General features: G+C 73.0%; 24 protein-coding genes and 2 riboswitches. All 24 genes read right to left on the reverse strand.

The annotated features are described in order from the left end of the window. Window positions 1-30 precede the first annotated feature (30 nt). The 24 genes from DAA34_RS10410 to DAA34_RS10520 all read right to left on the reverse strand — a co-directional run bounded on the left by DAA34_RS10410 (window position 31) and on the right by DAA34_RS10520 (window position 20,762). Complete coding sequence (locus DAA34_RS10410) at window positions 31-804, reverse strand: 2OG-Fe(II) oxygenase (protein ID WP_106819104.1); 774 nt, start codon at window positions 802-804, stop codon at window positions 31-33. Beyond that, the gene (locus DAA34_RS12765) at window positions 801-1,136 is read right to left on the reverse strand and encodes an HNH endonuclease signature motif containing protein (protein ID WP_407657027.1); all 336 of its coding nucleotides are present in this window, start codon (window positions 1,134-1,136) and stop codon (window positions 801-803) included. The genes DAA34_RS10410 and DAA34_RS12765 overlap by 4 nt, the downstream gene beginning before the upstream one ends. A gap of 5 nt (window positions 1,137-1,141) precedes the next feature. After that, window positions 1,142-1,363: a hypothetical protein gene (locus DAA34_RS10420; protein ID WP_158707706.1), complete on the reverse strand. Its 222-nt coding sequence runs from the start codon at window positions 1,361-1,363 to the stop codon at window positions 1,142-1,144. Next, a complete protein-coding gene (locus DAA34_RS10425; RefSeq protein ID WP_106819110.1) occupies window positions 1,360-2,205 on the reverse strand; it encodes a hypothetical protein in 846 nt (281 codons plus the stop codon). Before DAA34_RS10425 ends, DAA34_RS10420 begins: the two co-directional genes overlap by 4 nt. Continuing rightward, window positions 2,202-2,426, reverse strand: a complete 225-nt coding sequence (locus tag DAA34_RS10430) for a hypothetical protein (RefSeq protein WP_106819112.1) — start codon at window positions 2,424-2,426, stop codon at window positions 2,202-2,204. The genes DAA34_RS10425 and DAA34_RS10430 overlap by 4 nt, the downstream gene beginning before the upstream one ends. Continuing rightward, the gene (locus tag DAA34_RS10435; RefSeq protein ID WP_158707707.1) at window positions 2,423-2,683 is read right to left on the reverse strand and encodes a WhiB family transcriptional regulator; all 261 of its coding nucleotides are present in this window, start codon (window positions 2,681-2,683) and stop codon (window positions 2,423-2,425) included. The genes DAA34_RS10430 and DAA34_RS10435 overlap by 4 nt, the downstream gene beginning before the upstream one ends. Beyond that, the gene (locus DAA34_RS10440; RefSeq protein ID WP_199847453.1) at window positions 2,680-3,876 is read right to left on the reverse strand and encodes a DUF3631 domain-containing protein; all 1,197 of its coding nucleotides are present in this window, start codon (window positions 3,874-3,876) and stop codon (window positions 2,680-2,682) included. Before DAA34_RS10440 ends, DAA34_RS10435 begins: the two co-directional genes overlap by 4 nt. 20 nt (window positions 3,877-3,896) lie before the next feature. Next, on the reverse strand, window positions 3,897-4,136 hold the full coding sequence (locus DAA34_RS10445) for a hypothetical protein (protein WP_106819116.1): 240 nt from the start codon (window positions 4,134-4,136) through the stop codon (window positions 3,897-3,899). Beyond that, complete coding sequence (locus DAA34_RS10450; RefSeq protein ID WP_106819118.1) at window positions 4,133-4,450, reverse strand: hypothetical protein; 318 nt, start codon at window positions 4,448-4,450, stop codon at window positions 4,133-4,135. Before DAA34_RS10450 ends, DAA34_RS10445 begins: the two co-directional genes overlap by 4 nt. Next, complete coding sequence (locus DAA34_RS12165; RefSeq protein WP_158707708.1) at window positions 4,447-4,761, reverse strand: hypothetical protein; 315 nt, start codon at window positions 4,759-4,761, stop codon at window positions 4,447-4,449. Before DAA34_RS12165 ends, DAA34_RS10450 begins: the two co-directional genes overlap by 4 nt. Further along, entirely contained in the window at window positions 4,758-5,054 is a 297-nt protein-coding gene (locus tag DAA34_RS10455; RefSeq protein ID WP_106819120.1) for a hypothetical protein, read from the reverse strand. Before DAA34_RS10455 ends, DAA34_RS12165 begins: the two co-directional genes overlap by 4 nt. A gap of 123 nt (window positions 5,055-5,177) precedes the next feature. After that, a complete protein-coding gene (locus tag DAA34_RS10460) occupies window positions 5,178-5,669 on the reverse strand; it encodes a hypothetical protein (RefSeq protein ID WP_106819122.1) in 492 nt (163 codons plus the stop codon). After that, window positions 5,666-6,589 (reverse strand): tyrosine-type recombinase/integrase, encoded by a 924-nt coding sequence (locus DAA34_RS10465; protein ID WP_106819124.1) that lies wholly within the window; start codon window positions 6,587-6,589, stop codon window positions 5,666-5,668. Before DAA34_RS10465 ends, DAA34_RS10460 begins: the two co-directional genes overlap by 4 nt. A 113-nt stretch (window positions 6,590-6,702) precedes the next feature. Next, a complete protein-coding gene (locus tag DAA34_RS10470; protein WP_407657037.1) occupies window positions 6,703-8,544 on the reverse strand; it encodes an RNA polymerase sigma factor in 1,842 nt (613 codons plus the stop codon). Window positions 8,545-8,719: 175 nt separating this feature from the next. Next, entirely contained in the window at window positions 8,720-9,118 is a 399-nt protein-coding gene (locus DAA34_RS10475; RefSeq protein WP_106819126.1) for a universal stress protein, read from the reverse strand. Further along, window positions 9,115-10,329, reverse strand: coding sequence for a homoserine O-acetyltransferase MetX (metX, locus tag DAA34_RS10480; RefSeq protein WP_106819128.1), 1,215 nt, complete (start codon window positions 10,327-10,329; stop codon window positions 9,115-9,117). Before metX ends, DAA34_RS10475 begins: the two co-directional genes overlap by 4 nt. A gap of 12 nt (window positions 10,330-10,341) precedes the next feature. Continuing rightward, a riboswitch (SAM riboswitch) is annotated at window positions 10,342-10,451 on the reverse strand. Between the two features lie 59 nt (window positions 10,452-10,510). Further along, window positions 10,511-11,533 (reverse strand): DUF4192 family protein, encoded by a 1,023-nt coding sequence (locus DAA34_RS10485; RefSeq protein WP_106819130.1) that lies wholly within the window; start codon window positions 11,531-11,533, stop codon window positions 10,511-10,513. A gap of 101 nt (window positions 11,534-11,634) precedes the next feature. Continuing rightward, window positions 11,635-12,033, reverse strand: coding sequence for a YkvA family protein (locus tag DAA34_RS10490; RefSeq protein ID WP_234354215.1), 399 nt, complete (start codon window positions 12,031-12,033; stop codon window positions 11,635-11,637). A 12-nt stretch (window positions 12,034-12,045) separates the two neighbouring features. Then, a complete protein-coding gene (locus DAA34_RS10495; RefSeq protein WP_106819132.1) occupies window positions 12,046-12,765 on the reverse strand; it encodes an EcsC family protein in 720 nt (239 codons plus the stop codon). Between the two features lie 87 nt (window positions 12,766-12,852). Beyond that, a complete protein-coding gene (locus DAA34_RS10500) occupies window positions 12,853-13,851 on the reverse strand; it encodes a PAC2 family protein (protein WP_234354216.1) in 999 nt (332 codons plus the stop codon). A 37-nt stretch (window positions 13,852-13,888) separates the two neighbouring features. Beyond that, window positions 13,889-17,836, reverse strand: coding sequence for an ATP-dependent RNA helicase HrpA (hrpA, locus tag DAA34_RS10505; protein WP_106819134.1), 3,948 nt, complete (start codon window positions 17,834-17,836; stop codon window positions 13,889-13,891). A 21-nt stretch (window positions 17,837-17,857) separates the two neighbouring features. Next, entirely contained in the window at window positions 17,858-19,060 is a 1,203-nt protein-coding gene (locus DAA34_RS10510) for a hypothetical protein (RefSeq protein ID WP_106819136.1), read from the reverse strand. Continuing rightward, window positions 19,057-19,362: a WXG100 family type VII secretion target gene (locus DAA34_RS10515; protein WP_106819138.1), complete on the reverse strand. Its 306-nt coding sequence runs from the start codon at window positions 19,360-19,362 to the stop codon at window positions 19,057-19,059. Before DAA34_RS10515 ends, DAA34_RS10510 begins: the two co-directional genes overlap by 4 nt. Window positions 19,363-19,439: 77 nt before the next feature. Further along, entirely contained in the window at window positions 19,440-20,762 is a 1,323-nt protein-coding gene (locus tag DAA34_RS10520) for a bifunctional o-acetylhomoserine/o-acetylserine sulfhydrylase (protein WP_106819140.1), read from the reverse strand. 74 nt (window positions 20,763-20,836) lie between these two features. Further along, window positions 20,837-20,944: riboswitch (SAM riboswitch) on the reverse strand. Window positions 20,945-21,015: the final 71 nt, after the last annotated feature.

Consider the following 21,015-nt stretch of genomic DNA (forward strand, 5'->3'; position numbering starts at 1 on the left):
GTGGAAAAAACCCTCGGGGAGAGATCGGCCCTATGCCGGGAAGTGTCCGGGCCGGGCTGATGGGGGGTCTCCCCCCTGGGGCCTGACGAGCGGCGCGCCCCAGCCGTTGACGATCAACGACCATCGGCTGCCGCCCGGTGCACGGGGCGCGATGGTCTCGACGGCATGAGGCACCCACGGCAGGAACGCCGTGACGCTGCCCCGCTCGCGGGGTGCTCGCAGGACGGTCGTGCGCTCCGGTCCTGGGCCGGGCGGGCAGACGAGCAGGTCCCCGCCTGCGTACTCGTCGGGGTCGGACAGCTGCACCGACAGGGCGAGGAGTCGGGTCGCTGCCGTGGGGTCGACCGACCAGTCGATGTGCCAGTCGTGCTCTGCCCACGGGTCGTACCGCTTCACGATGAGGGACAGTGCATCGAGGTCGAGCCGCCAGTGCAGCGCGTTGATCGTGGTGACGAGCTCGGCCGCGACAGCGACGACCTCGGCCGGGGCGGGCAGCGCGTTGCGGTGCAGCGCGTCGAGCGCGGGGCACCACGACCGGACCGAGCCGATGCCGTCCCCGGTGAGGGCGTGGACCCCTAGCGACCAGGTGGAGACGAACGCCCCCGCGGTCGGGGCACCGGGTTGCCGGTCGAGGCTGGGCTCGTCGGTGACGGCTGAGACGGTGGCGGTGCACACCTCGGGCGGGACGGTCATCGGCCCGTGCGCCCACGCGTCGGCGGCGGTGGCTCCGGTCCTCGAGGACAGTCCGGCCCGTTGCCAGGCGTCCGACGCTGCCAGCCCGTGCAGCTGGGGCAGGGGGCTCATCCGAGCGCACCTGAGTTGCGGCCGACGGTTCCGTCGGGTCCGTCGCTGCGGGTGCGGTTGCACCGGAAGTGAGCAGGGCGCAGCTGCTCGTAGTCATCGGTCCCGCCTCGGTTCGTCGGCACGACGTGATCGACGGTGAACGACAGCGGGTCGGGGTAGCGCAGGCTCAGGTCGATGGGCTCGCGGCACAGGGCGCACGGTTCCCCGGCTCGAACTCGCACGGCTACACGCCGGCGGGCGCGCTCTCGGATGGTCGAGGTTGCAAAGGGCATGGAAGGTGTCTCCGTCCGGGGTGGGGTTCGCGGTACGCCTCTCGGCCAGCGCTGGTCCATCGGGGTCAGCCCGCCACGTCGGCGGTGATCGCAGCGGGGCGGGTGAACGCCTCCACCAGTGCGAGGGCGACGACGCGGTGACCATCGGGGCGGTCCAGCTCGGCGGCCACGGCCTCGGTGACCAGGTACTCGCGCAGGGGAACCCCACGGTGCATCTCGATCTCCACGAGCAGGTCCCGTGCGCGCTCGGCCACGTCCGTCTCGGCCGACTCGTCGTACAGCCTCACCACGACGCACCGATCACAGCGAAGCTGCTCGGCGTGCGTGCGGCGTCCTCGAGAGCGTCCGCGCGCTGCCCCTCGATGAGCGCCCGGTAGTCCTCCCACGCCTGCGACTCCGAACGCGCCAGCCTCGGGGTACCACCGATCTGCACGGCCAGGGCCAGCGGGTTCGGGCCGCGGTGCGTGGCGTTGGGGCCGGTCCGGTCGAGGATCTCGCTCCACTCCGCGCGGGTCCAGGTGTGCGTCCTCCACCACGTCCACGAAGGGATGTCGTTCGTGGTCCGTCCGCCGCCGGCGAGCATCAGACGCCCGTGGGCCTTGGTGAAGTTCAGCAGCGCGGCGTTCCGGCCCGCCACGGTGCCGTAGGTGTTCGCCGGCTCGGGCTCGAGGTCGGCGCGGGCCAGCTCGGCCAGGTTGTCGACGAACCACCGCTCCAGCTCGTCACCCACCGCCCCGAGCCCATCAGCGCAGGCCGCTCCGAGCGCGGCGTGCGCCCCCCGGACTGCTTCGTCGACGAGCTTCTGCGCTTCGGGTGTCCGAGCGCGGGCCGTGGCCGACCTGTCGAGCCTGTCTCGCCAGTCGTCGGCCGCCAGGTCCTCTGCGGTGAACTCCACCGCCGGGGTGCGGGTGAGCTCGGCGGCGCGGTCGCTCACCACCAGCAGGCGCGCAGCCGCTTCGTGGATCGGCTCGGGCACCCGCACGCCCAGCGGGATGACGGCCTTCACGGCCTTCGCGGCGGACGCCCCGATCAGCAGGGTCGCCGACCGCAGACGGTCCAGCGTCTCTGCGAGGGCGATGTGGCGCTCGTCGGGCGCGCTGTCGATCGTGTACGGCTTCGTCTTGCTCATTGGGTGTTCCCTTCCATCTCCGGCGGCTCCGTGCCGTCCGTGGTCATGTGTTCTGCCGCGCGCCTCTCGCGCTCGGCCTCCAGCTCGGCGAAGGTGGGTCGCCACCCGTGCCGCTGGCACCAGTCGACGAGCGCCAGCGCGCGGCGTCGACGGGCAAGGTCGCTGCGGTCCCTGACCCACAGCAGCTCGTCGGGAATCTGGGTCGCCAGGGGTTTGGTCACTTGGCCGCCCCCTTCTTCCTCGAGGTGCCCTTCGTCCGGTCGATCCCGGCCCAGACACCGAACTTGTGGTCCTCCTCGACCGCCACGGCGTGGCACAGGTCCAGCACCGGGCAGGGCTTGCACGCGGTGACGGCCTCGGCGCGGACCTCCGGGTCGTCGTCGGTCCAGGCATCTCCCGATCCCCGCAGGCACGGGACCCTCGTCCCGCCGTCGAACAGCGCGTTGAGGACGTCGGTCAGACGCTCGCGGGCGGTCACGACGCGATCCCTTCGCACGTCACGCACGCGTCGGGCTTGAGATCACTCCCGTGCAGGCGGCACCGGGTTTCTCCGGTTTCGCTCGTTTCGGACTTCCGGGGGGAGGGGAGAGGCTCCGGCAGGTACCGGGACCACGCATCGTGCAGGTCGTCTCGCCGGTACCCCTTCCGGTTGATCGCCTTGATCTGCTTCGGTGCGACGTCGTACTTCTTCAGCCGCCATGCCAGACCGCGGGCATCCAACCCGCGCCCCTTCAGGTCGGCCCACGGGGACTCCTCGAGGGCGGACAGGGCATCGAGGATCTCGTCGGTCCCCATGTAGTCCCGGTCCTCGAACACGGTGCGCAGGTCGGCCAGGAGCTTCACGCCCAGTCCTCCCCGCTCCCCCTGGGATTGCGAAACCAGCGAAACCGCCGCAACCCGAGCCAGGTCGGGCCACCGTCCGCCGGCCGCGTCGGCGATCGCCAGCAGCGGTTCCCACACGTCGGCGTCCCGGTCCTGGACCGACGCCGGAAGCTCGGGCCATGCGTCGGACAGGTCGAGGAACCGGCTTCCGGCCCAGGACCCGAGGCGATCCCGGACCTCGTGCCCCTCGACCTCGTGAAGCCGACGCCGGAACGGCGCGACCCGCTCCGAAGGTGCCCGTCGGCGCATCCTGACGATGACCGACCGGGTGCCGATCGTGTCGGGCAGGTCGTCCAGGCCGGCCAGGGCCACGGCGGCGAACGAGGGGAACTCCTCGATCTCCACGCTGTTGCGCTTCACGACGCACCGGCCCGAGGTCGCCCCGCGCCGGTACCCGCTGTTCAGCAGCCCGCGGACGTCCTCGTTGTCCTTCTTCGCCTTCGGCCCGAACACCGTGTCGATCTCGTCGAACAGCAGGGTCGGACGGTCCTCGTCGGCCAGCCGGCGGATGAGGTAGGCGGGGGAAGCGTTGACCGTCAGCACCGGCCTCGGCACCAGCAGCTCGACGATCTCCAGCGCGCGCGTCTTGCCCGACCCCGGCTCCGGCGACAGGAACGCCAGGCGCGGGGTCGTCTCGAACGCGTCGAGGACGTGAGCATGGGCGCACCACAGGGCCACCGCGTGCCGGGCCTCCTCGCTGGGGAACACGACGAACCGCGTCAGCAGCGCGTCCACCTCGTCCAGCACCGCAGCACCGTCCTGCGGCGCGAACGGATCGATGTCGGGCACGTCGGGGTAGTCCTTCCCGATCAACGCGACCACCGCCGCTCGCGCTCGGCCGCGATCTCCGCGTCTCGGGCAGCGTCACGGGCCGGACGGCTCGCCAGGCCGTGGACGACCCGCATCGCCTCCCGCTGGAAAGTCGCCAGGTCCTCGCGCTCGAGCTCCCGGCCGCGGTCGATCCCCGCCCGGTACCCCTCGAGGTAGACCCGCCAGTCGTGCTCGTCGAGGAGCCGCGGCGGGACGTTCGTGTGGGTCGTGGTCGTCATCGGACCACCCCCTCGATGCCCGAGCGGACAGACCGGCCGCAGGCCGGGCACAGGTCCGCATGCATCCGCCATGTCCCCGAGGGGCGCTCGAGGAGGATCGTCGCCACCGGCCGGACCATCCCGCCCGGCAGGACCACCCGGCACAGGTGACAGCGGGTCGGGCAGTCACACTCCCCGTCGCCGCCGTGCCTGCTGGACTCCTCGCAGGAGGACGACCACAGCTCCATCCCCTCGAAGCCGGCCCTCTCGTGCCGGACCACGACGTCGGTCAGGTCGCGCTCGATCTGCGCGCGAAGCTCCAGGTAGGTGCTCACTCGGCCACCGCCTCGGGCAGCGCGAGCAGGGCGGCCAGGTCCCCGCGGACCGGCGTCACCCTCACCAGGGTCAGCGTCGCGTCCAGCCCGCGCTCACGGGTGCGGGTGACCTTGCGCTCGGCAGCGGGGAGGTTGGTGTAGAAGCTCGAGACGACCGTCCCGTCCACCCGCTCGGCCAGGACGAGGATCGCGTACTCGTGTCGACGCGCCCGAGCCCGAAGATCGGTAGCATTGCCAGTGGATCGCTCGCCCGCGTTCTGGATCGCCGTCCCGTTGCCCGCGGGGCGGCGTTCGTTTGTCGTGGAGCTCATGCGGCACCACCCCCGGCCGCCTCGAGCTCGGCCTCGGCGGCCTGCGCGGCGGCGATCGCCTCGCGGGCGCGGCGGCGGGACTGCGCCGACTTCAGGGCCAGGCGCTGGAAGTAGGCGCGGCGCAGGTGCTCCGCCCGCTTGGGGTCTCCCCCGGCCTCGGCGAGGAACTTCTCCTCGAGCGCGCGACGGGCAGGGGCGGTGCGACCGGATCGGTCGGTGGTGTTCGCCCAAGACGTGTGAGCCGCGATCGACGCCGCAAGACGGCGTCCGGTGTCGTCATTCTGAACTGGCATGACAGCCTGACCCCTTTCGGGTCTACGCCGGGATGCCACTTCCGGGGGCTGTCATTCCATGACGGGCTCAACGTGACGAGAACAGTGTACGGGGCAACCTCGCACCCCGCACCAACCTCCGCGCTACGGCGTGTCGGAGGACTGTCGACGCTTGGCGTTCCTCCGCGCGGCGAGGGACTCGTCCGCCATCCTGCGCAGGTCGTCCTTCGTGAGAATGACCTCGCGCAGGCCCTCGGCGATGTCCTGCTCAATCCGGCTCTTCGGCACGGTCGGCAGGTTCGGCGGGTGGTGGCCGCAGCGGGGAGACAGTCCGAGCACCTCGTCGTCCAGCAGCAGGTGGCGACGCCAGTGGCGGGCGTCCGTCGAGTTGTTCTGCGAGGGCGTCGCGGGGTCCGACGGGTTGAACTCGTTGGAGTAGGAGGCCGCACCCTCTACGAACACGCGACCGATCGGCGCGGGGAACGCGAGGACGTCGATCATGGCGCACCTCCGCTCGCACCGATAGACGATCACGCGGTAGTCCTTGAGCACCTTCGCGGCCCGGACGCGGGCGTAACCGGCGGCGGCCTCACGGTGCAGCGGGCTGTCAGCATGGGTTGCAGGTCGCTCGTTCACAGGTCCCCCAGGTTCAGCCGCTTGGCCTCCTCGGCGGCGCGCTCGGCCGCCTGCGCCTTCGTGTAGCGCATGAGCATGTCGGGGCGGGTCCACCCGGCCACGGCCATGAGCCCCGACTCCGAGCCGCCGGCGCGCAGCCAACGGTGGGCGGCGGTGTGGCGCATCCGGTGGGGATGGAAGCCCTGGACCCCCGCGGCCTCGGCGCGCGCCTTGAGGCTCTTGTGGAGCCCGTCGTACGCCAGCTGCTTGCCGCGATCCCCCAGCCACAGGTCCGGGCTGTCTGCGAGGCGGTGGGCGCGCCGCAGCCGTAGGTAGCGGTCGATCGCCTGGACCGCGTGCGGCCCCAGCGGGACGGTCCGACCCTTGCCGCCCTTGCCCCGCTGGATCGTGGCCACCCCGGCGAGCAGGTCGACGTCGGCAGTCGTCATGGCGACGACCTCCCCGGCCCGTGCGCCGGTCTCGAGCATGACGCGCAGGATCGCCTCGTCCCGGCGGTGGCGCAGCTGCTCGGAGCGGGTGGCGTCCTTCGGCGGCTGGCAGGAGCGCAGCAGGGCGCGCAGCTCGTCCTCGCTGAGCGGGTTGACGACCTTGGAGTCGAGCTTCGGGGCGGTGATCCCGACGAAGGGGTCGGCGGGGACCTCCCCCTCGTCCTCGAGCAGGGCGGTGAACCGACGCACCGCCAGCTGCCTCGAGCGGGCCGTCGAGGCCGCCGCGCCGCCGTCGAGCAGGTCGGCTACCCACGCGCGCAGGGTGCCCCGCTGCAGGGCGTCGTGACCGCCGGCCTCGCACCAGTCGAGGTAGAACCGCACCCCGTCGCCGTACGCCTTGAGCGTCTGCGGCGACTTGCGATCCGCGCGCAGCGACAACGCCCACGACACCGCCAGGGATCGCAGGTCCGCCACGCTCAGGGTCTCCGACACGCCCCCAGCCTAAGCGATATCTCGACTAGGAGCGGTGTGCGGTGCTAGCGTGTCGCTCGTCAGGCACGAAAGCCCCGTGATTCCGGGCCAGACCGCCCGATCCGGCCCGATGCTCAGTCGAGGTAGTCGCGCAGGACCTGCGAGCGGCTGGGGTGGCGCAGCTTGCTCATCGTCTTGCTCTCGATCTGACGGATCCGCTCGCGCGTGACGCCGTAGACCTTCCCGATCTCGTCGAGCGTCTTCGGCTGACCGTCGGTGAGGCCGAACCGCATCTGGACGACACCCGCCTCCCGCTCGGACAGCGTGTCGAGGACGGAGTGCAGCTGCTCCTGCAGGAGCGTGAAGCTCACCGCGTCGGCCGGGACGACCGCCTCGGAGTCCTCGATGAGATCACCGAACTCGGAGTCGCCGTCCTCGCCGAGCGGGGTGTGCAGCGAGATCGGCTCCCGGCCGTACTTCTGGACCTCGACGACCTTCTCCGGGGTCATGTCGAGCTCCTTGGCGAGCTCCTCCGGCGTGGGCTCGCGACCGAGGTCCTGGAGCATCTGCCGCTGGACGCGCGCGAGCTTGTTGATGACCTCGACCATGTGGACGGGGATGCGGATCGTGCGCGCCTGGTCGGCCATCGCGCGGGTGATCGCCTGGCGGATCCACCACGTCGCGTAGGTCGAGAACTTGTAGCCCTTGGTGTAGTCGAACTTCTCGACCGCACGGATGAGGCCGAGGTTGCCCTCCTGGATGAGGTCGAGGAAGAGCATGCCGCGCCCGGTGTACCGCTTGGCGAGCGAGACGACGAGCCGCAGGTTCGCCTCGAGAAGGTGGTTCTTCGCGTTCTTGCCGTCCTGGGCGATCCACCACAGCTCACGCTTGAGCTTGGCGTCGACCTTCTCCCCGGAGTTCAGCTTCTCCTCGGCGAAGAGCCCGGCCTCGATCCGCTTGGCGAGCTCGACCTCCTGCTCGGCGTTGAGGAGCGCGACCTTGCCGATCTGCTTGAGGTAGTCCTTGACCGGGTCGGCGGTGGCACCGGCCGTGACGACCTGCTGCGCCGGCGCGTCCTCCTCGTCGTCGTTGCGCAGGGTGAAGCCAGCGCTCTCCGAGGCCTCCGACTCCGTCGAGTCCTTCGGCTCCTTCACCGTCTCCGACCCCTGGGCCGTGGCCTTCGCCTCCGGGGTCGCCACCTCGGCGTCGAGCGCGGCGAGCTCCTCGGCGGAGACCTCAGCCGACTCATCCGTCTCCGCAGCCTTCGCGGTCTTCGTGGCGGCAGCCTTCTTCGCCGCGGACTTCGTGGCCGCGGTCTTCTTCGCCGCGGACTTCGTGGCCGCGGTCTTCTTCGCTGTGGTCTTCTTGGCAGCCGCCTTCGTGGCCGTCGTCTTCTTGGCCGTCGTCTTCTTGGCCGTCGTCTTCTTGGCCGTCGTCTTCTCTGCCGTGGTCTTCTCTGCGGCCGAGGGCTCGTCGACGGCGGCGGGATCCGTGACGTCCGGCTCCACGGTCACCTGCGCGTCGGCGGTACTCCTCGCCGTCGTCTTCTTGGCGGTCGTCTTCGCGGCCGTCGTCTTCGTGGCCGCCGCTCCGCTCGTAGCCGTCTTCTTCGCGGTCGTCTTGGTGGCCGCGGTCTTCTTGGCCGTCGACTTCGTGGCCGCCGTCTTCTTGGCCGCCGTCTTCTTGGCCGCGGTCGTCTTGGTGGCCGCGGTCTTCCTGGTCGCCGTCTTCTTGGTCGGCTTCATCGCCTCGGCGGACCGGTCCTCCGACGGAGGCAGGACGGTGACGCCCTGCTCCTGCACCGCCGCCATCACGGCGCGGAGCCGAGCGGGCTCCTTGACGCCGGCGGCCTCGGCGGCCGCGCGCAGCTCGTCTCCGGACACCGAGCCCGCCGCGACCCCGTGGCGCATGAGGTCCTGCAGCGCTGCGTGGGCGAATTCCTTCGGGAGGGCCGGGGGGGTCGAACGGTCAGACACTGGCGTCACGGGACCTCTCGTGCAGGGAACGTCCCACCGGCGGCGGCTCCCCGAGGGAACACCACGGCCGACGGGTCACGTCGTGGGGTGCGGCGCCGAACCGGGGATGCCGCCCCCGTGCGCCGCGGTCTCCCACCATTATAAATCTCGTGCCCGCGCGAGGGCACGGCGGGCGTCAGGACTTGACCGCGAGAACGGGGCAGGACGCGTCGAGAAGGATGCGCTGGGCGTTCGACCCGAGGATGAGCTTGCCGACCGGGGTCCGGCGGCGCAGCCCGATGACGATGAGCTCCGCGTCCTCCCGGGCGGCGACGTCGAGCAGGTCCTCCGCGGCCTCGTGCCCCGAGTCCATGCGGACGATCTCGTGCGCGACGCCGCTCGCGGACAGCTTCTCCTCGGCGGCACGCAGCCCCTCGGGGTGGTCGTCCCGGTCCGAACCCCGCAGGACGCCCGGCCCGGACTTGATCGAGCTGACGACGACCAGCCGCGCGTCGCGTCGCTGCGCCTCCTCGATCGCCTTGTCGAAGGCGGCCCGGCCCTCGTTGGTCTCGACGTAGCCGACGACGATGGTCACGGTTCCTCCTGCAGTCGGTCCGGGGACCCCGCCTGGGAGCCCACCTCCGCGACGCTACCGGAGATCGCCCCGCCGGTGGCCCCGGCTCGCGGCCCGGTGCGAGGGACGTGGCGACGGAGGATCGCGTCCAGCTGCGCCGTCTCGGCGAGGAACCCGTCGTGGCCGCGTGCGCTGTGGATCGTCTCCAGCACGCCCCGCTCCCCCGCCGCCGCCGCGATCTGCGCGGACAGGTGCGCCGGGTAGAGACGGTCGCTGTCGACCGCGACAGCCACGACCGGGCCGGTCGCGCCGGCGACGACCGACGCCAGATCCCCGCGACCACGAGTGACGTCGTGCGTGCTGAGCACCTCGGTGAGCAGGACGTAGGTGGCCGCGTCGAACCGCTCCACCAGCCGGGCGCCGTGGTGCTCGAGGTAGCTCTCCACCTGGAACGGCGGACGCCGGCCGGCAGCCGCGCTGTCCGCCGGGCGCGTCGCGTTGGCGAAACGGTCCTCGAGCTCGGCCGCCGTCCGGTACGTCGTGTGCGCGATGGCCCGCGCGATCGCCAGACCGCGCGAGGGATCGGTCCCCTCCCGGAGGTAGTCGCCGTCGCGGTACCCCGGGTCGAGCCGGATCGCGGCCAGCTGGGCGTGTGCCCACGCGATCTGGTCGGCAGTCGCGCGGGCACCGCTCGCCAGGACGATCGCCGTGCCGACGCGCTCGGGATGCATCGCGACCCACTCGAGCACCCGCGTGCCGCCGAGAGAACCACCGAGGACCGCTGCCCACCGGTCGATCCCGAGCCGGTCCGACAGGAGCGCCTCGGCCTCGACCTGGTCGCGCACCGTCAGCGCCGGGAAGCGCCCGCCCCACGGCTGCCCGTCGGGCCCCGTCGACGTCGGGCCGGTCGAGCCGCTGCACCCGCCGAGGACGTTCGCGCAGACGACGAAGTGCTCCCGGGTGTCGACCGGCCCGCCGGGTCCGACGACGCCGGGCCACCACCCGGGCGCGTCGTCGGGTCCGGCGGGGGCGACGTGGCTGTCCCCCGTGAGGGCGTGCTCGACGAGGACCGCGTTCGACCCGTCGGCGGCGAGCGAACCCCACGTCTCGACGGCGAGCCGCACGTCCGGCAGGACGACGCCCGAGGTGAGGCGCAGGTCCCCCAGGCACACGACGTCACGGGTGTGCGGCTCGACGACGCGGGACCCGCGCCGCGGCTGTCCGGGAACCATGTCACTCCTGGGCGCTCGCGTTGCCCGACCACCACGGCCGGGCCAGGTCATCACCCGGGGCACCCCATCGCGAGGAGGGTTGCCGTCCAGCAAGCCGGGGCTGTGCGCTGGAACTCATGACCTGCGCGGGAGTATACGGCGGACGCCGTCGGTGGGCAGCGGTCGACCCGGTGGCGGACGGTCACGCGGCCCGGCTGCGCCCGGCCTCCCGTCGGACCCCGAGGCTGACGAGCTGATCGAGGAGCACGGCGAGCCGGTACCCCGGGTCCACCCGCAGCGCCCGCGCCAGCGCGACCGCGGCCAGCGTCCCGTCGCCGACCCACCACGCGGTGTTCGCGAGCACCGTGAGCACCGGCGCGGCCCAGCGGTCCGGGGTTCGCGCCGCGACGGAGCGCAGCCGCTCGAGAAGGAGCCGGCGTTCGGCGGCCGTGTCCTCCCCGAGCCACGGCCGGTCCGGGACCGCGGCGGAGAAGGCGGGCCGCCACCCCCCGCACGAGGGGTCCTCCCCGCCCACCGGGCAGAGATGCAGCATGAGACCGTCGCGGACCATCGGGTCGACCAGCGCGGCCACCGCGGTCGCGAGGACCTGCGGCGGCACCGCCTCGACCGGCCGGTCGAGCAGCTGGGCCCAAGCCTCGCAGATCGCGGTCCTGCCCTCGTCCGGGACGGCGGCCCCGGTCTCCACGGCACGCTCGTCGGCCTCGACCGCCGCCTCGAGGGCCGCACGCGTCGGACGTGGGTGGACTCCCGCAGCGACGTGGTCGGCGACGGCGGGCACCTCGGCAGGGGTCGGCAGGGGCACCGGCGCGCCGGGGCGGTCCAGACGGTGCAGGTGGTCCCCGTCGACGACCGCGACCGCGCCGACGAGCACCCCCGCGTCTCGCAGGACACGGGCGGCCTCTCGAGCAGCATGGTCGTGCAGCGGCCTCGCACCGACCGGCGCCCCGAGGGCGAGGATGACGACCTCGTCGGGGATCTCGCGCCCGACGACGTCGACGACGGGCGCCATGGCCGTGGCGACGGACGCGTCGGGATCCAGGTCGAACCGGGCGACGAGGTCCATCCGGCCGTCGACGAGGCAGACGACGACGAGGCTGCACCCCGGGTCGTACCCGAGGGCGAAGGGAAGAAGGACGGCGAGCTCGGCGAGCCCGCGAACGGTGGTGCCGACGACGGGGTCGTGCCCCGGGGAGTGAGGTGTCATGCCTCGAAGATTCGGGCCTGCCGGGCCCACCGGGCAGCCCCGGCGAGCGCCCTGTGCACAACGCGGCTCGGGCGGGCCCGCCTGGGTACGACGCGGCCGCGTCAGCGCACGACGTGCGAGCGGACCGTCTCGTCCTTGGGGTCGGCCGATCCCCCGCCCTTGCCCCCGTGCGTCTTCTCCCACTCGAGGAAGGCACCCGTCTCCTCGACGAGCGCGGCGGCGACCCACGACAGGACCATGGCGTCGTCGGCGAGGCCGGCGACGAGCAGGAGGCCCTCCGGCACGACGTCGACCGGTGAGACGACGTAGGCGACGCCGGCCGCGATGAGACCGAGCCGTCCCATGCCCACGCCGCGGTAGCGACCGGACCGGACCGCGGCGACCATCCGCGGCAGCGCGGCGAGCCGCTCGGAGACCCCGGGGCTGCCGGGCTGGGCGAGGTCCTTCACGGCGGCCGCCAGGGTGCGCAGGGCACCGACCTTGGCCATCGTCTTGCGCACGGCGGTCTCCTCTCAGCCCCGACGCGGGAACTCGACCCGCGACTGGTCGGCGATCTTGTTCAGCAGGTAGGCGTCCGTCCCGGCGCCCACGGCACCACCGAGGACCGGGACGGCCCGGCCGAAGCGCTTGAGGACGCCGGTGCCCGTGCGGGACAGCAGACGGAAGCCGACGGCCTTGTTGACCATCATCAGGGCCGGGCCGGGCAGGCGCTGGGCGGCGAGGTTGGTCAACCGGCCCGCGGGGGCGACGACGCCGGCCTTCTTCAGCAGGTCGCTCGAGTCGGCGCCGACGAGGCTGAGCAGGACGGCGGTGCGGATCTGCTCGTTCGTGATGTCGTACCCGCGGATCGCGGCGACCGCGGCGGTCATCCGCGTCGCTACGAGGTAGAACCCGAGGACGTTCGCCGGGAGCGCGACGGGCATCGTGATGAACCCGCCGAGGCTCGTGAGGAAGCCGTTGCCCGCAGCCAGGGTGATGTGCTTGCGGACGATCGCGTCGATCGCCTTCTCGGCGTCCCCGCCGTTCGCGCGCAGCGCCTCGTCGGCGACCTGACGGGCCGGGTCGAACGGACCCCTGCCGTCGATGCCGGCGTCGAGGAGGGTGTCGACGAACTTCGTCAGCGAGCCACCGACGACGCCCGGGTCGTTCGTGGTCTGCGCCCGCTCGAGCGCGGAGCGGGTGTCCTGGACCGGCGTCCGGCCGCGCCCCGTGATCCTGTCGATGATGCCCATGTCAGCTCTCCTGGCGGGCGTGGACGCCGCGCGTCGCACACCCTGCGGTCGGGAACGGATGTCTGGACGATCCTTGCACGGCGAGCCTCAGCGCGGCAGCGGGCCGCCGTCCGTGGGCCCCTCCTGCTCGCCCTCGTCGGCGACCGTGCGGAGGAAGTCCTCGAACTCCGCCCCGAGCTCGTCGGCCGAGGGCAGCGGGCTCGTCTCCGTCCCGAGGAGGTTCTTGCCCGCGCCCTCGACGAAGCGGTCGTACTGCCGCTCGAGAGCACCGACGGCCTCGGCCACCTCGGGGTTCTCCCCCATCTCGGCCGTGATCGCGGCGCGGTTCTCCCCCGCCGCCGTGACGAGGTCGTCGTTGGGGAGGTTGAGCCCGCTCACGTCGACGATCGCGTTGAGCGCCGTCAGCGCCGCGTCGTGGAACTCGGCCTGTGCCAGGTAGTGCGGGACGTGGACGGAGAAACCGACGGCGTCGCGCCCGGCCTCGCCGAAGCGCAGCTCGAGGAGCGCAGCGACGCTCGCGGGCACCTGGACCTTGCCGAAGACCGGCTTGAGGTCCCCGACCAGCCGCTCGTTCGTCGTGTGGGTCGTCATCCCGACGGGCCGGGTGTGCGGCACCGCCATGGGGATCCCGTGGGCCTGGACGACGAGGGTCACGCCGAGGCGGTCGGCCAGCTGGCGGACGGCCTCGATGAACCGCTCCCACTGGTAGTCCGGCTCGGGGCCGTGGAGGAGGAGGTAGGGCTGGCCGTCGCGGTCGCGCAGGCGGTGCAGCACGAGCGAGGGGTCCTGGTAGGCGGCGTAGCGGGTCTCCTCGAAGACCATCGCCGGACGACGGCCGCGGTAGTCGAGGAGCTGGTCGACGTCGAACGAGGCGACGACGGTCACGTCGTCGGACAGCAGGTGGTCGACGAGGATCCGCTGGGTCTGCCCGGCGTCGAGGAAGCCTTCGAGCGCGACGATCATCGTCGTCGCGGCGGGTTCCTCCGCGGGCCGCGGGGTCGCCTGCCCGCTGAAGCCGATCCGGGGCAGCCACGACGACGGCCGGACGTCGGCCTCGAGCCGGAAGAGGTCGGCGGGGTCGAGCACGATGTGCCTCCTGGGGTGTTCGCCGGGGTCTGGTCGGTCAACGGTCGGGTGGCAGCGACCATTCCCCGCGCACGGCGTCGATCGCCTTGAGGACCCGCTTCTCCGACACGGGCCCGTTCGTCCCCAGGTGCTGCGCGAAGAGGGACACCCGCAGCTCCTCGATCGCCGTCGCGATGGCGCGGACCTCGTCGGTGGCAGCGGCCGTGGCCGGCAGCGCGTCGAGGAGGTCGGCGTACCGCTCCTCGACGCGGTCCACGGTCGCCTGGAGGACGTCCTCGCGCGGGTTGGCGGCCGCGCGGGTCAGGCGGTGCTCCATCGCGGCGAGGTACCGCTCGAGGTCGGGCAGACGGGACAGGCCCGTGGCCGCGACGAAACCTGGCCGGACGAGGGACCCGAGCTGGGCGCGCACGTCCGCCGCCGTCGCGCGCAGGACCGCGTTGTCGGTGCGCCGCCCCATCGCGTCGAGGGCGAGGGTGACCCGTCCCGCCGCCGCGAGCACGGGCTGCACGCCGCGCACCACGGCCAGGACGCGGGCCGCGGCGTGCGTGCGCACCGCCGACAGCGCCGCGGCGAAGGCCTGATCGTCGCGCACCTCCCGCTCGGCGTCGGGGCCGACGATGTCGTCGACGGCGGCCTCGAGGCAGTCCTGGAGCAGGGCCGGGACGCTGCCGTGCGGGTTGTGGGCCAGCGCCGCCTTCTGCGCGTTGTCCAGGTGGGAGAGGACCCGCTTCCACGGCGGGGTCGTACCGAGGACGAGCAGCCGCCGCACGCCCCGGCGGTGAGCGGCGACGGCCTCGCTCTCATGGGCCAGGACCCGTACCGCGACGCTCTCCCCCTCGTCGACGAGCGCCGGGTACCCGACGACCTCGTGGCCGCCGGTCCGGGAGGCGAAGGTCCTCGGCAGCTCGCCCATGGTCCACGAGGTCAGCCCGGCCCGCTCGAGGGCCCGCCCCGCCCGGGACACCCGGTTCTGGAGGTGCCCGCCGAGGCTCTGGCGCAGCGCTGCGAGATCCTTGCCGCTGCCGAGCACGCGCCCCCCGCCGTCCTCGACGGCGTAGGTCATCCGCAGGTGGGCCGGCAGCCGCTCGGGGTCGAGGTCGTGCGGCGAGACCGGCACCCCCGCACGCTGCGTGAGGATGCGGGCGAGCTCGACGACGAGGGGTTCGTCGTCGGCGTGGTCGGGGCCGTCCGGGCCCGTCGGCCGTGCGGCCTCGGCGCGGGCGATCTCGGCGCACGCGGCGCGGGCATGGTCGGGCGCCGGGACGACGTGGCGGCGGATCGGCTTCGGGAGCGTCTTGATGAGGGCCGTGAGGAGGTCCTCACGCACCCCCGGGACGAGCCTGTCGAAGCCGGTGTCCGGCACCTGGTTGAGGACGGCGACGGGGATGTGGACGGTGACCCCGTCGTCCGGCGCGCTCGGGTCGAAGCGGTAGGTCAGGGACAGCTCGAGCTCGCCGGTGCGCCACGTGCGGGGGAAGTCGCTGCCGGAGATCTCGCCGGCAGCGTCGGTGAGGAGGACGTCCTCGGTGAGGGTGAGCAGGTCGGGGGCGGTGCGGCGGGCGGTCTTCCACCAGCTGTCGAAGTGGCGCCCGGACACGACGGACGCGGGGATGCGCGTGTCGTAGAAGGCCATGATCGCCTCGTCGTCCGCGACGAGCCCGCGCCGTCGGCTGCGCTCCTCGAGCTCCGCGGCGTCCTCGACGAGTGCCCGGTTGTGGGCGATCACCTCGTGGCGGGTGTCCCAGTCGCCCACGACGAGCGCGTGCCGGATGAACAGCTCCCGTGCGAGGGCGGGGTCGATCCGGGCGAGCTGCACCGTGCGATCGGTCGCGAGCGGGACGCCGTACAGGGTGACCCGCTCCGTGGCGACGGCGGCGGCCTGGCGCCGGGACCAACGCGGCTCGGAGTGCTGGCGCTTGACGACGTGCGCCCCGAGGCGCTCGGCCCAGGCGGGGTCGATGCGGGCGTTGGTCCGGGCCCAGACCTTCGTCGTCTCGACGAGCTCCGCCGAGACGACGAACGCCGGCTGACGCCGGAAGAGGGCCGAGCCGGGCTGGATCGAGAAGCGCGCGCCGCGGGCGCCCAGGTAGTCCCGCCGCTGCTCGTCGCGCACCCCGACGTGGCTGAGCAGACCGGACAGCAGGGCCTGGTGGATGCGGTCCCAGTCCGGCTCGGCGTCGCGCTCCGCGGTCGCGGCGCTCGGGTCGATCCCGTGCTCCTCGCACGCCGCCCGCAGCTGGGTGTGCAGATCCTGCCACTCGCGCACCCGTAGGTAGTGCAGGTACTCGCGCTGGCACATCCGCCGGAACGCGCTGCCCGACAGCGCCCGCTGCTGCTGGCGCAGGTATCGCCACAGCGCGAGGTACGAGGCGAAGTCGGAGTGCTCCCGGGCGAACCGCGCGTGGGCCTGGTCGGCCTGCTCCTTCTTGTCGACCGGGCGCTCGCGCGGGTCCTGGATGGACAACGCGGCGACGATGACGAGGACCTCCGCGACGCAGCCGAGGCGGTCGGCCTCGACGAGCATCCGCCCCATCCGCGGGTCGAGCGGCAGCCGGGCCAGCGCGCGCCCGACGTCGGTGAGGCGACGGCCGCCGCGACGCTCGTCGGTCTCCCCGACCGCCTGGAGCTCCTCGAGGAGGCGCAGGCCGTCGGCGACCTGACGGGAGTCCGGGGGGTCGACGAACGGGAACCGGGCGACGTCGCCGAGACCGAGCGCCGTCATCTGCAGGATGACGCTCGCGAGGGAGGTGCGCTGGATCTCCGGATCGGTGAACTCCGGCCGGGCCGCGAAGTCGTCCTGCGAGTACAGCCGGATGCAGATGCCGTCGGCGACGCGGCCGCAGCGCCCGGCGCGCTGGTTCGCGCTCGCCTGCGAGACCGGCTCGATGGGCAGTCGCTGGACCTTCGTCCGGGCCGACCAGCGGGAGATGCGCGCAGTGCCCGTGTCGACGACGTAGCGGATGCCCGGGACGGTGAGGGAGGTCTCCGCGACGTTCGTCGCCAGGACGATGCGGCGTCCGGTGTGCGGGGCGAACACGCGGTGCTGCTCGGCAGCCGACAGCCGGGCGTACAGCGGGAGGACCTCCGTGCCCGGGAGGTTCGCGCCCGCGAGCGCGTCGGCGGCGTCGCGGATCTCCCGTTCGCCGGAGAGGAACACCAGGACGTCCCGGGGCCCGCCGGTGTCGGGCTCGGTCCACAGCTCGGAGACCGCGTCGACGATCCCGGCGACCTGGTCGTGCGGCTCGCCGGCCGCGTCGTCCGCGGTGTCCTCGCCCGCCAGCGGCCGGTACCGGATCTCGACGGGGAAGGTCCGGCCGCTCACCTCGATGATCGGCGCCGGGGTGCCGTCGGGGGCCGCGAAGTGCGCGGCGAACCGCTGCGGGTCGATCGTGGCGGAGGTGACGATCACCTTGAGGTCGGGCCGGCGCGGCAGCAGCCGCTTGAGGTATCCGAGGATGAAGTCGATGTTGAGGGAGCGCTCGTGCGCCTCGTCGATGATGATCGTGTCGTACCGCCGCAGGTCCCGGTCGCGCTGCATCTCCGACAGGAGGATCCCGTCGGTCATCACCTTCACGGCGGTCGCGCGCGTGGCCTTCGCGGTGAACCGGACCTGGTAGCCGACGTCGGCGCCGATCTCGACGTCGAGCTCCTGCGCCAGCCGTTCGGCGACGGACCGCGCCGCGATCCGGCGCGGCTGGGTGTGGCCGATCTGCCCGGTGCGGCCCCGGCCCAGCTCGAGGCACATCTTCGGGATCTGCGTGGTCTTGCCCGACCCGGTCTCCCCGGCGATGACGACGACCTGATGATCGCGGATCGCCGCGAGGATGTCGTCACGCCGCTCGACGACCGGCAGCTCCGCGGGGTAGCGGAGCAGCTGCGGATCGGTCCAGTCGCGGGTGGGCTGCGGCGGCCGGACCGGCGGCTGGCCCCCACGCCCGCGGCCCCTCCCCCGGCCGCGGGCGCGCGTCGGGGTCGGTTCGGGCATGGCGAGCAGGATACGGCCGGCTCAGGGACGGCGCTCCGGCACGCGGTCGACCTGGCGGCGGGCCGTCGCCAGAAGCGGCTGCTCCTTCCCGACGAGGTCGCGGCGGGCGACCCGCTCGTCCCGTTCGCGAACCGTCCGTGCCTGCGCCGTCTCGGTGCCTCGCAGCCGGGCCAGACGGTCTTGCGTCGACTCGATCCGCGCGTTCGCCGTCTCCGCCGCCGTGGTCCCCACGTGCACGGTCGCGATCCCCCGCGCGACCGTCCGGCGGGCCCCCGGCGTCGCGCCCGCCGCGATGGCGAAGTCCTCCCGGTAGGCCGCGACGAGCTCGAGCTCGGGGGTCTTGCGGACCTTGTTCGCGACCTTCGCCGGGACGGTCACCCGGCGCCCGCGGTGGACGATGTCGACGTCCTTCTCCGTGTCGAAGAGGCGGGTGTCCTTGTTCACCGCCTTCCCCCTCGCGACGGCGTCGGCGCCTGCCACCTTCTTCAGCAGCCGGAGGGAGCCCGCACCGACCAGCCCGACCCCGGCCCAGGCGATCTCCTCCGTGCTCGGCAGGTCGGCCTCCCCCTCGAACACCCGGCGGTAGGTCCACGTGACGCCCTTCGCCGCGCTCGCTGCGCTGGAGACCCCCGACCCGATGACCGGCACCGACTCGAGCCACCCGGTCACCCGCTCGACGCCGGCATCGAAGACCTGGCTGGCGTGGTACCCCTCGGGGTCGGGCTCCCCCGCTGCGGACAGCTCGCTCATCTGGTCGACGAAACGCCGTTCGGCGGCGAGCAGATCGTCCTGGCAGCACACCTGCTCCTCGTTGACCCTCCCGACGGCCAGGTCCGCGTCCTCGACCCGACGCTGCCAGTCCTCGATCGACTCCCCGGGCCGCTGGCCCGCCGACTCGATCTCGTTCTTGGCGTCGACCGCCCGCTGCCACCGGTCCGCGACCCGCTTCTCGGCCTCTTTCACGTCGTCGAGCGCCCGTGCGAAGGCCCGCAGCGGGCCGGGCGTGCCCCCGAGACGGTCTCGGACACCCTCGAGGAAGAGGGCGATCCCCTCGAGCCGCCCGGCGAGCGCCTCGGCCGAGGGCGAGGACCACCCCGCCCCGTCGAGTCCCCGCAGGACGCGGGCCATCGCGTCGAGGTCGTCGTGGAGCCCCGCCATCCGGGTCGCCTCGAGGCGGAGGGCGTGCGCATCGCCCCCCGGCGGATCGTCGAGGGGGATGCTCACGACCGGCCTCCCAGCGAGCGGGCCGCCGACGTCTCCGCCCTCACGTACGCCGTCCCCGCCCGGTCGAGGAGGTCGGCCGTCTCGGTCATCCGGTCCTGCATCCGGCGGCGGTGGCGGTCCCAGTCGAGCTGGACGTGGCCGTAGGCGTCGGCGGTCTGGTCGCTGGGGAACCACGGGCGGAACCGTTCCCCGGCGGCCGCGCGGTCGCCGCACAGGTCCTCGAGCACGCCGGCGATGTCGCGCAGCCGTGTGGCGAGGAGGGCGATGACCTCCGTGTCGATGACGTGGATCGTCTCGGTCATGCCATCGACGCTACGAAGGATCGGGCCCGGCGCCGGTGGGTTCTCCACAGGCGCCGGGCCCGGCCGGGCTCCGGGGATCAGCCGCGGGCGGCCGCGAAGCCCTTCTCGAGATCGGCGACGATGTCGTCGATGTGCTCGATGCCGACCGCGAGCCGCACGAGCCCGGCGGTGACGCCCGCGGCGATCCGCTCCTCGTCGCTGCCCTGGGAGTGCGTCGTCGTCCACGGGTGGATCGCGAGCGAACGCACGTCGCCGATGTTCGCCACGTGGCTGTGCAGCTCCAGGCCCTCGACGAACCGGCGGCCCGCCTCGGCCCCGCCCGCGATCTCGAAGCCGAGGACGGCGCCGGCCCCGCGCGGCGCGTACCGCTGCGCGACCTCGTGGTAGTCGTCCCCCGGCAGCGAGGCCCAGCGCACGGCCTCGACCTGCTCGTGGCCCTCGAGGAAGCGCGCGACGGCGTGGGTGTTCTCGAGGTGGCGCTCCATGCGCAGGCTCAGGGTCTCGATGCCCTGGGCGATGAGGAAGGCGTTGAACGGCGAGGCGGCCGGGCCGAGGTCCCGCAGCAGCTGCACGCGCGCCTTGAGGATGAACGACAGGTTGGCGCCGAACGCCGATCCGACGCCGAGGTCCGGGCCGTACCGCAGCCCGTGGTAGCTCTCGTCCGGGGTGTTGTAGCTCGGGAAGCGCTCGGGGTCGGTCGTGTAGTCGAAGGTCCCCGCGTCGACGATGACGCCGGCGATCGACGTCCCGTGCCCGCCGAGGTACTTCGTCGCCGAGTGGACGACGACGTCGGCGCCGTGCTCGATGGGCCGGAGCACCCACGGGGTCGCGATCGTGTTGTCGACGACGAGCGGCACGCCGGCCTCGTGAGCAGCGTCGGCCACCGCACGGACGTCGAGGACGGCCGAGCGGGGGTTGCTGATCGTCTCCGCGAAGAAGAGCTTGGTGTTCGGCCGGACGGCATCGCGCCACGCCTGGACGTCGTTGACGTCCTCGACGAAGGTCGCCTCGATGCCGTATCGGGGCAGCGTCCGCTTGATGAGGTTGAACGTCCCGCCGTAGAGCGGCGCCGCGGCGACGATGTGGTCCCCGGCCTCGGCGATGTTGATGATCGCGAGGGTCTCGGCCGCCTGCCCGGAGGCGACGAGCAGGGCGCCGACGCCGCCCTCGAGCGCCGCGATGCGCTGCTCGACGACGTCGTTCGTCGGGTTCATCAGCCGCGTGTAGATGTTGCCCATCTCCGACAGCCCGAACAGGGCCGCCGCGTGCTCGGTGTCCCGGAACTGGTAGCTGGTCGTCTGGTAGATCGGCAGCGCACGGGCCCCGGTCGTCGGGTCGGGCACCTGGCCGGCGTGGACCTGGCGGGTCTCGAAGGCCCACTGGCTCGGGTCGGTCGTCATCGGTTCACCTCTCGATCGGCGGCGCGAACCCGCGCCGTGTGGACGGACGCGTCGGGGGCCGATGGGGCAGGTGGCTCCCGCGCTTGCAGGCGGACGCCTGCCAGGTCCTCACCCGGGGCACCCCACCGCGGTTGGAGGGTTGCCGGCCAGCGAGCCGGGGCTTCGCGCTGGCGCTCATGACCTTGGTCGACGGTAAGCCACGACCGGTCCGTGCGACAAGGCGGAGCCGCATCGTGGACCTGATCGGTGCGCG

This window comes from Janibacter massiliensis (assembly GCF_900289115.1).
Lineage (GTDB): Bacteria > Actinomycetota > Actinomycetes > Actinomycetales > Dermatophilaceae > Janibacter_A > Janibacter_A massiliensis.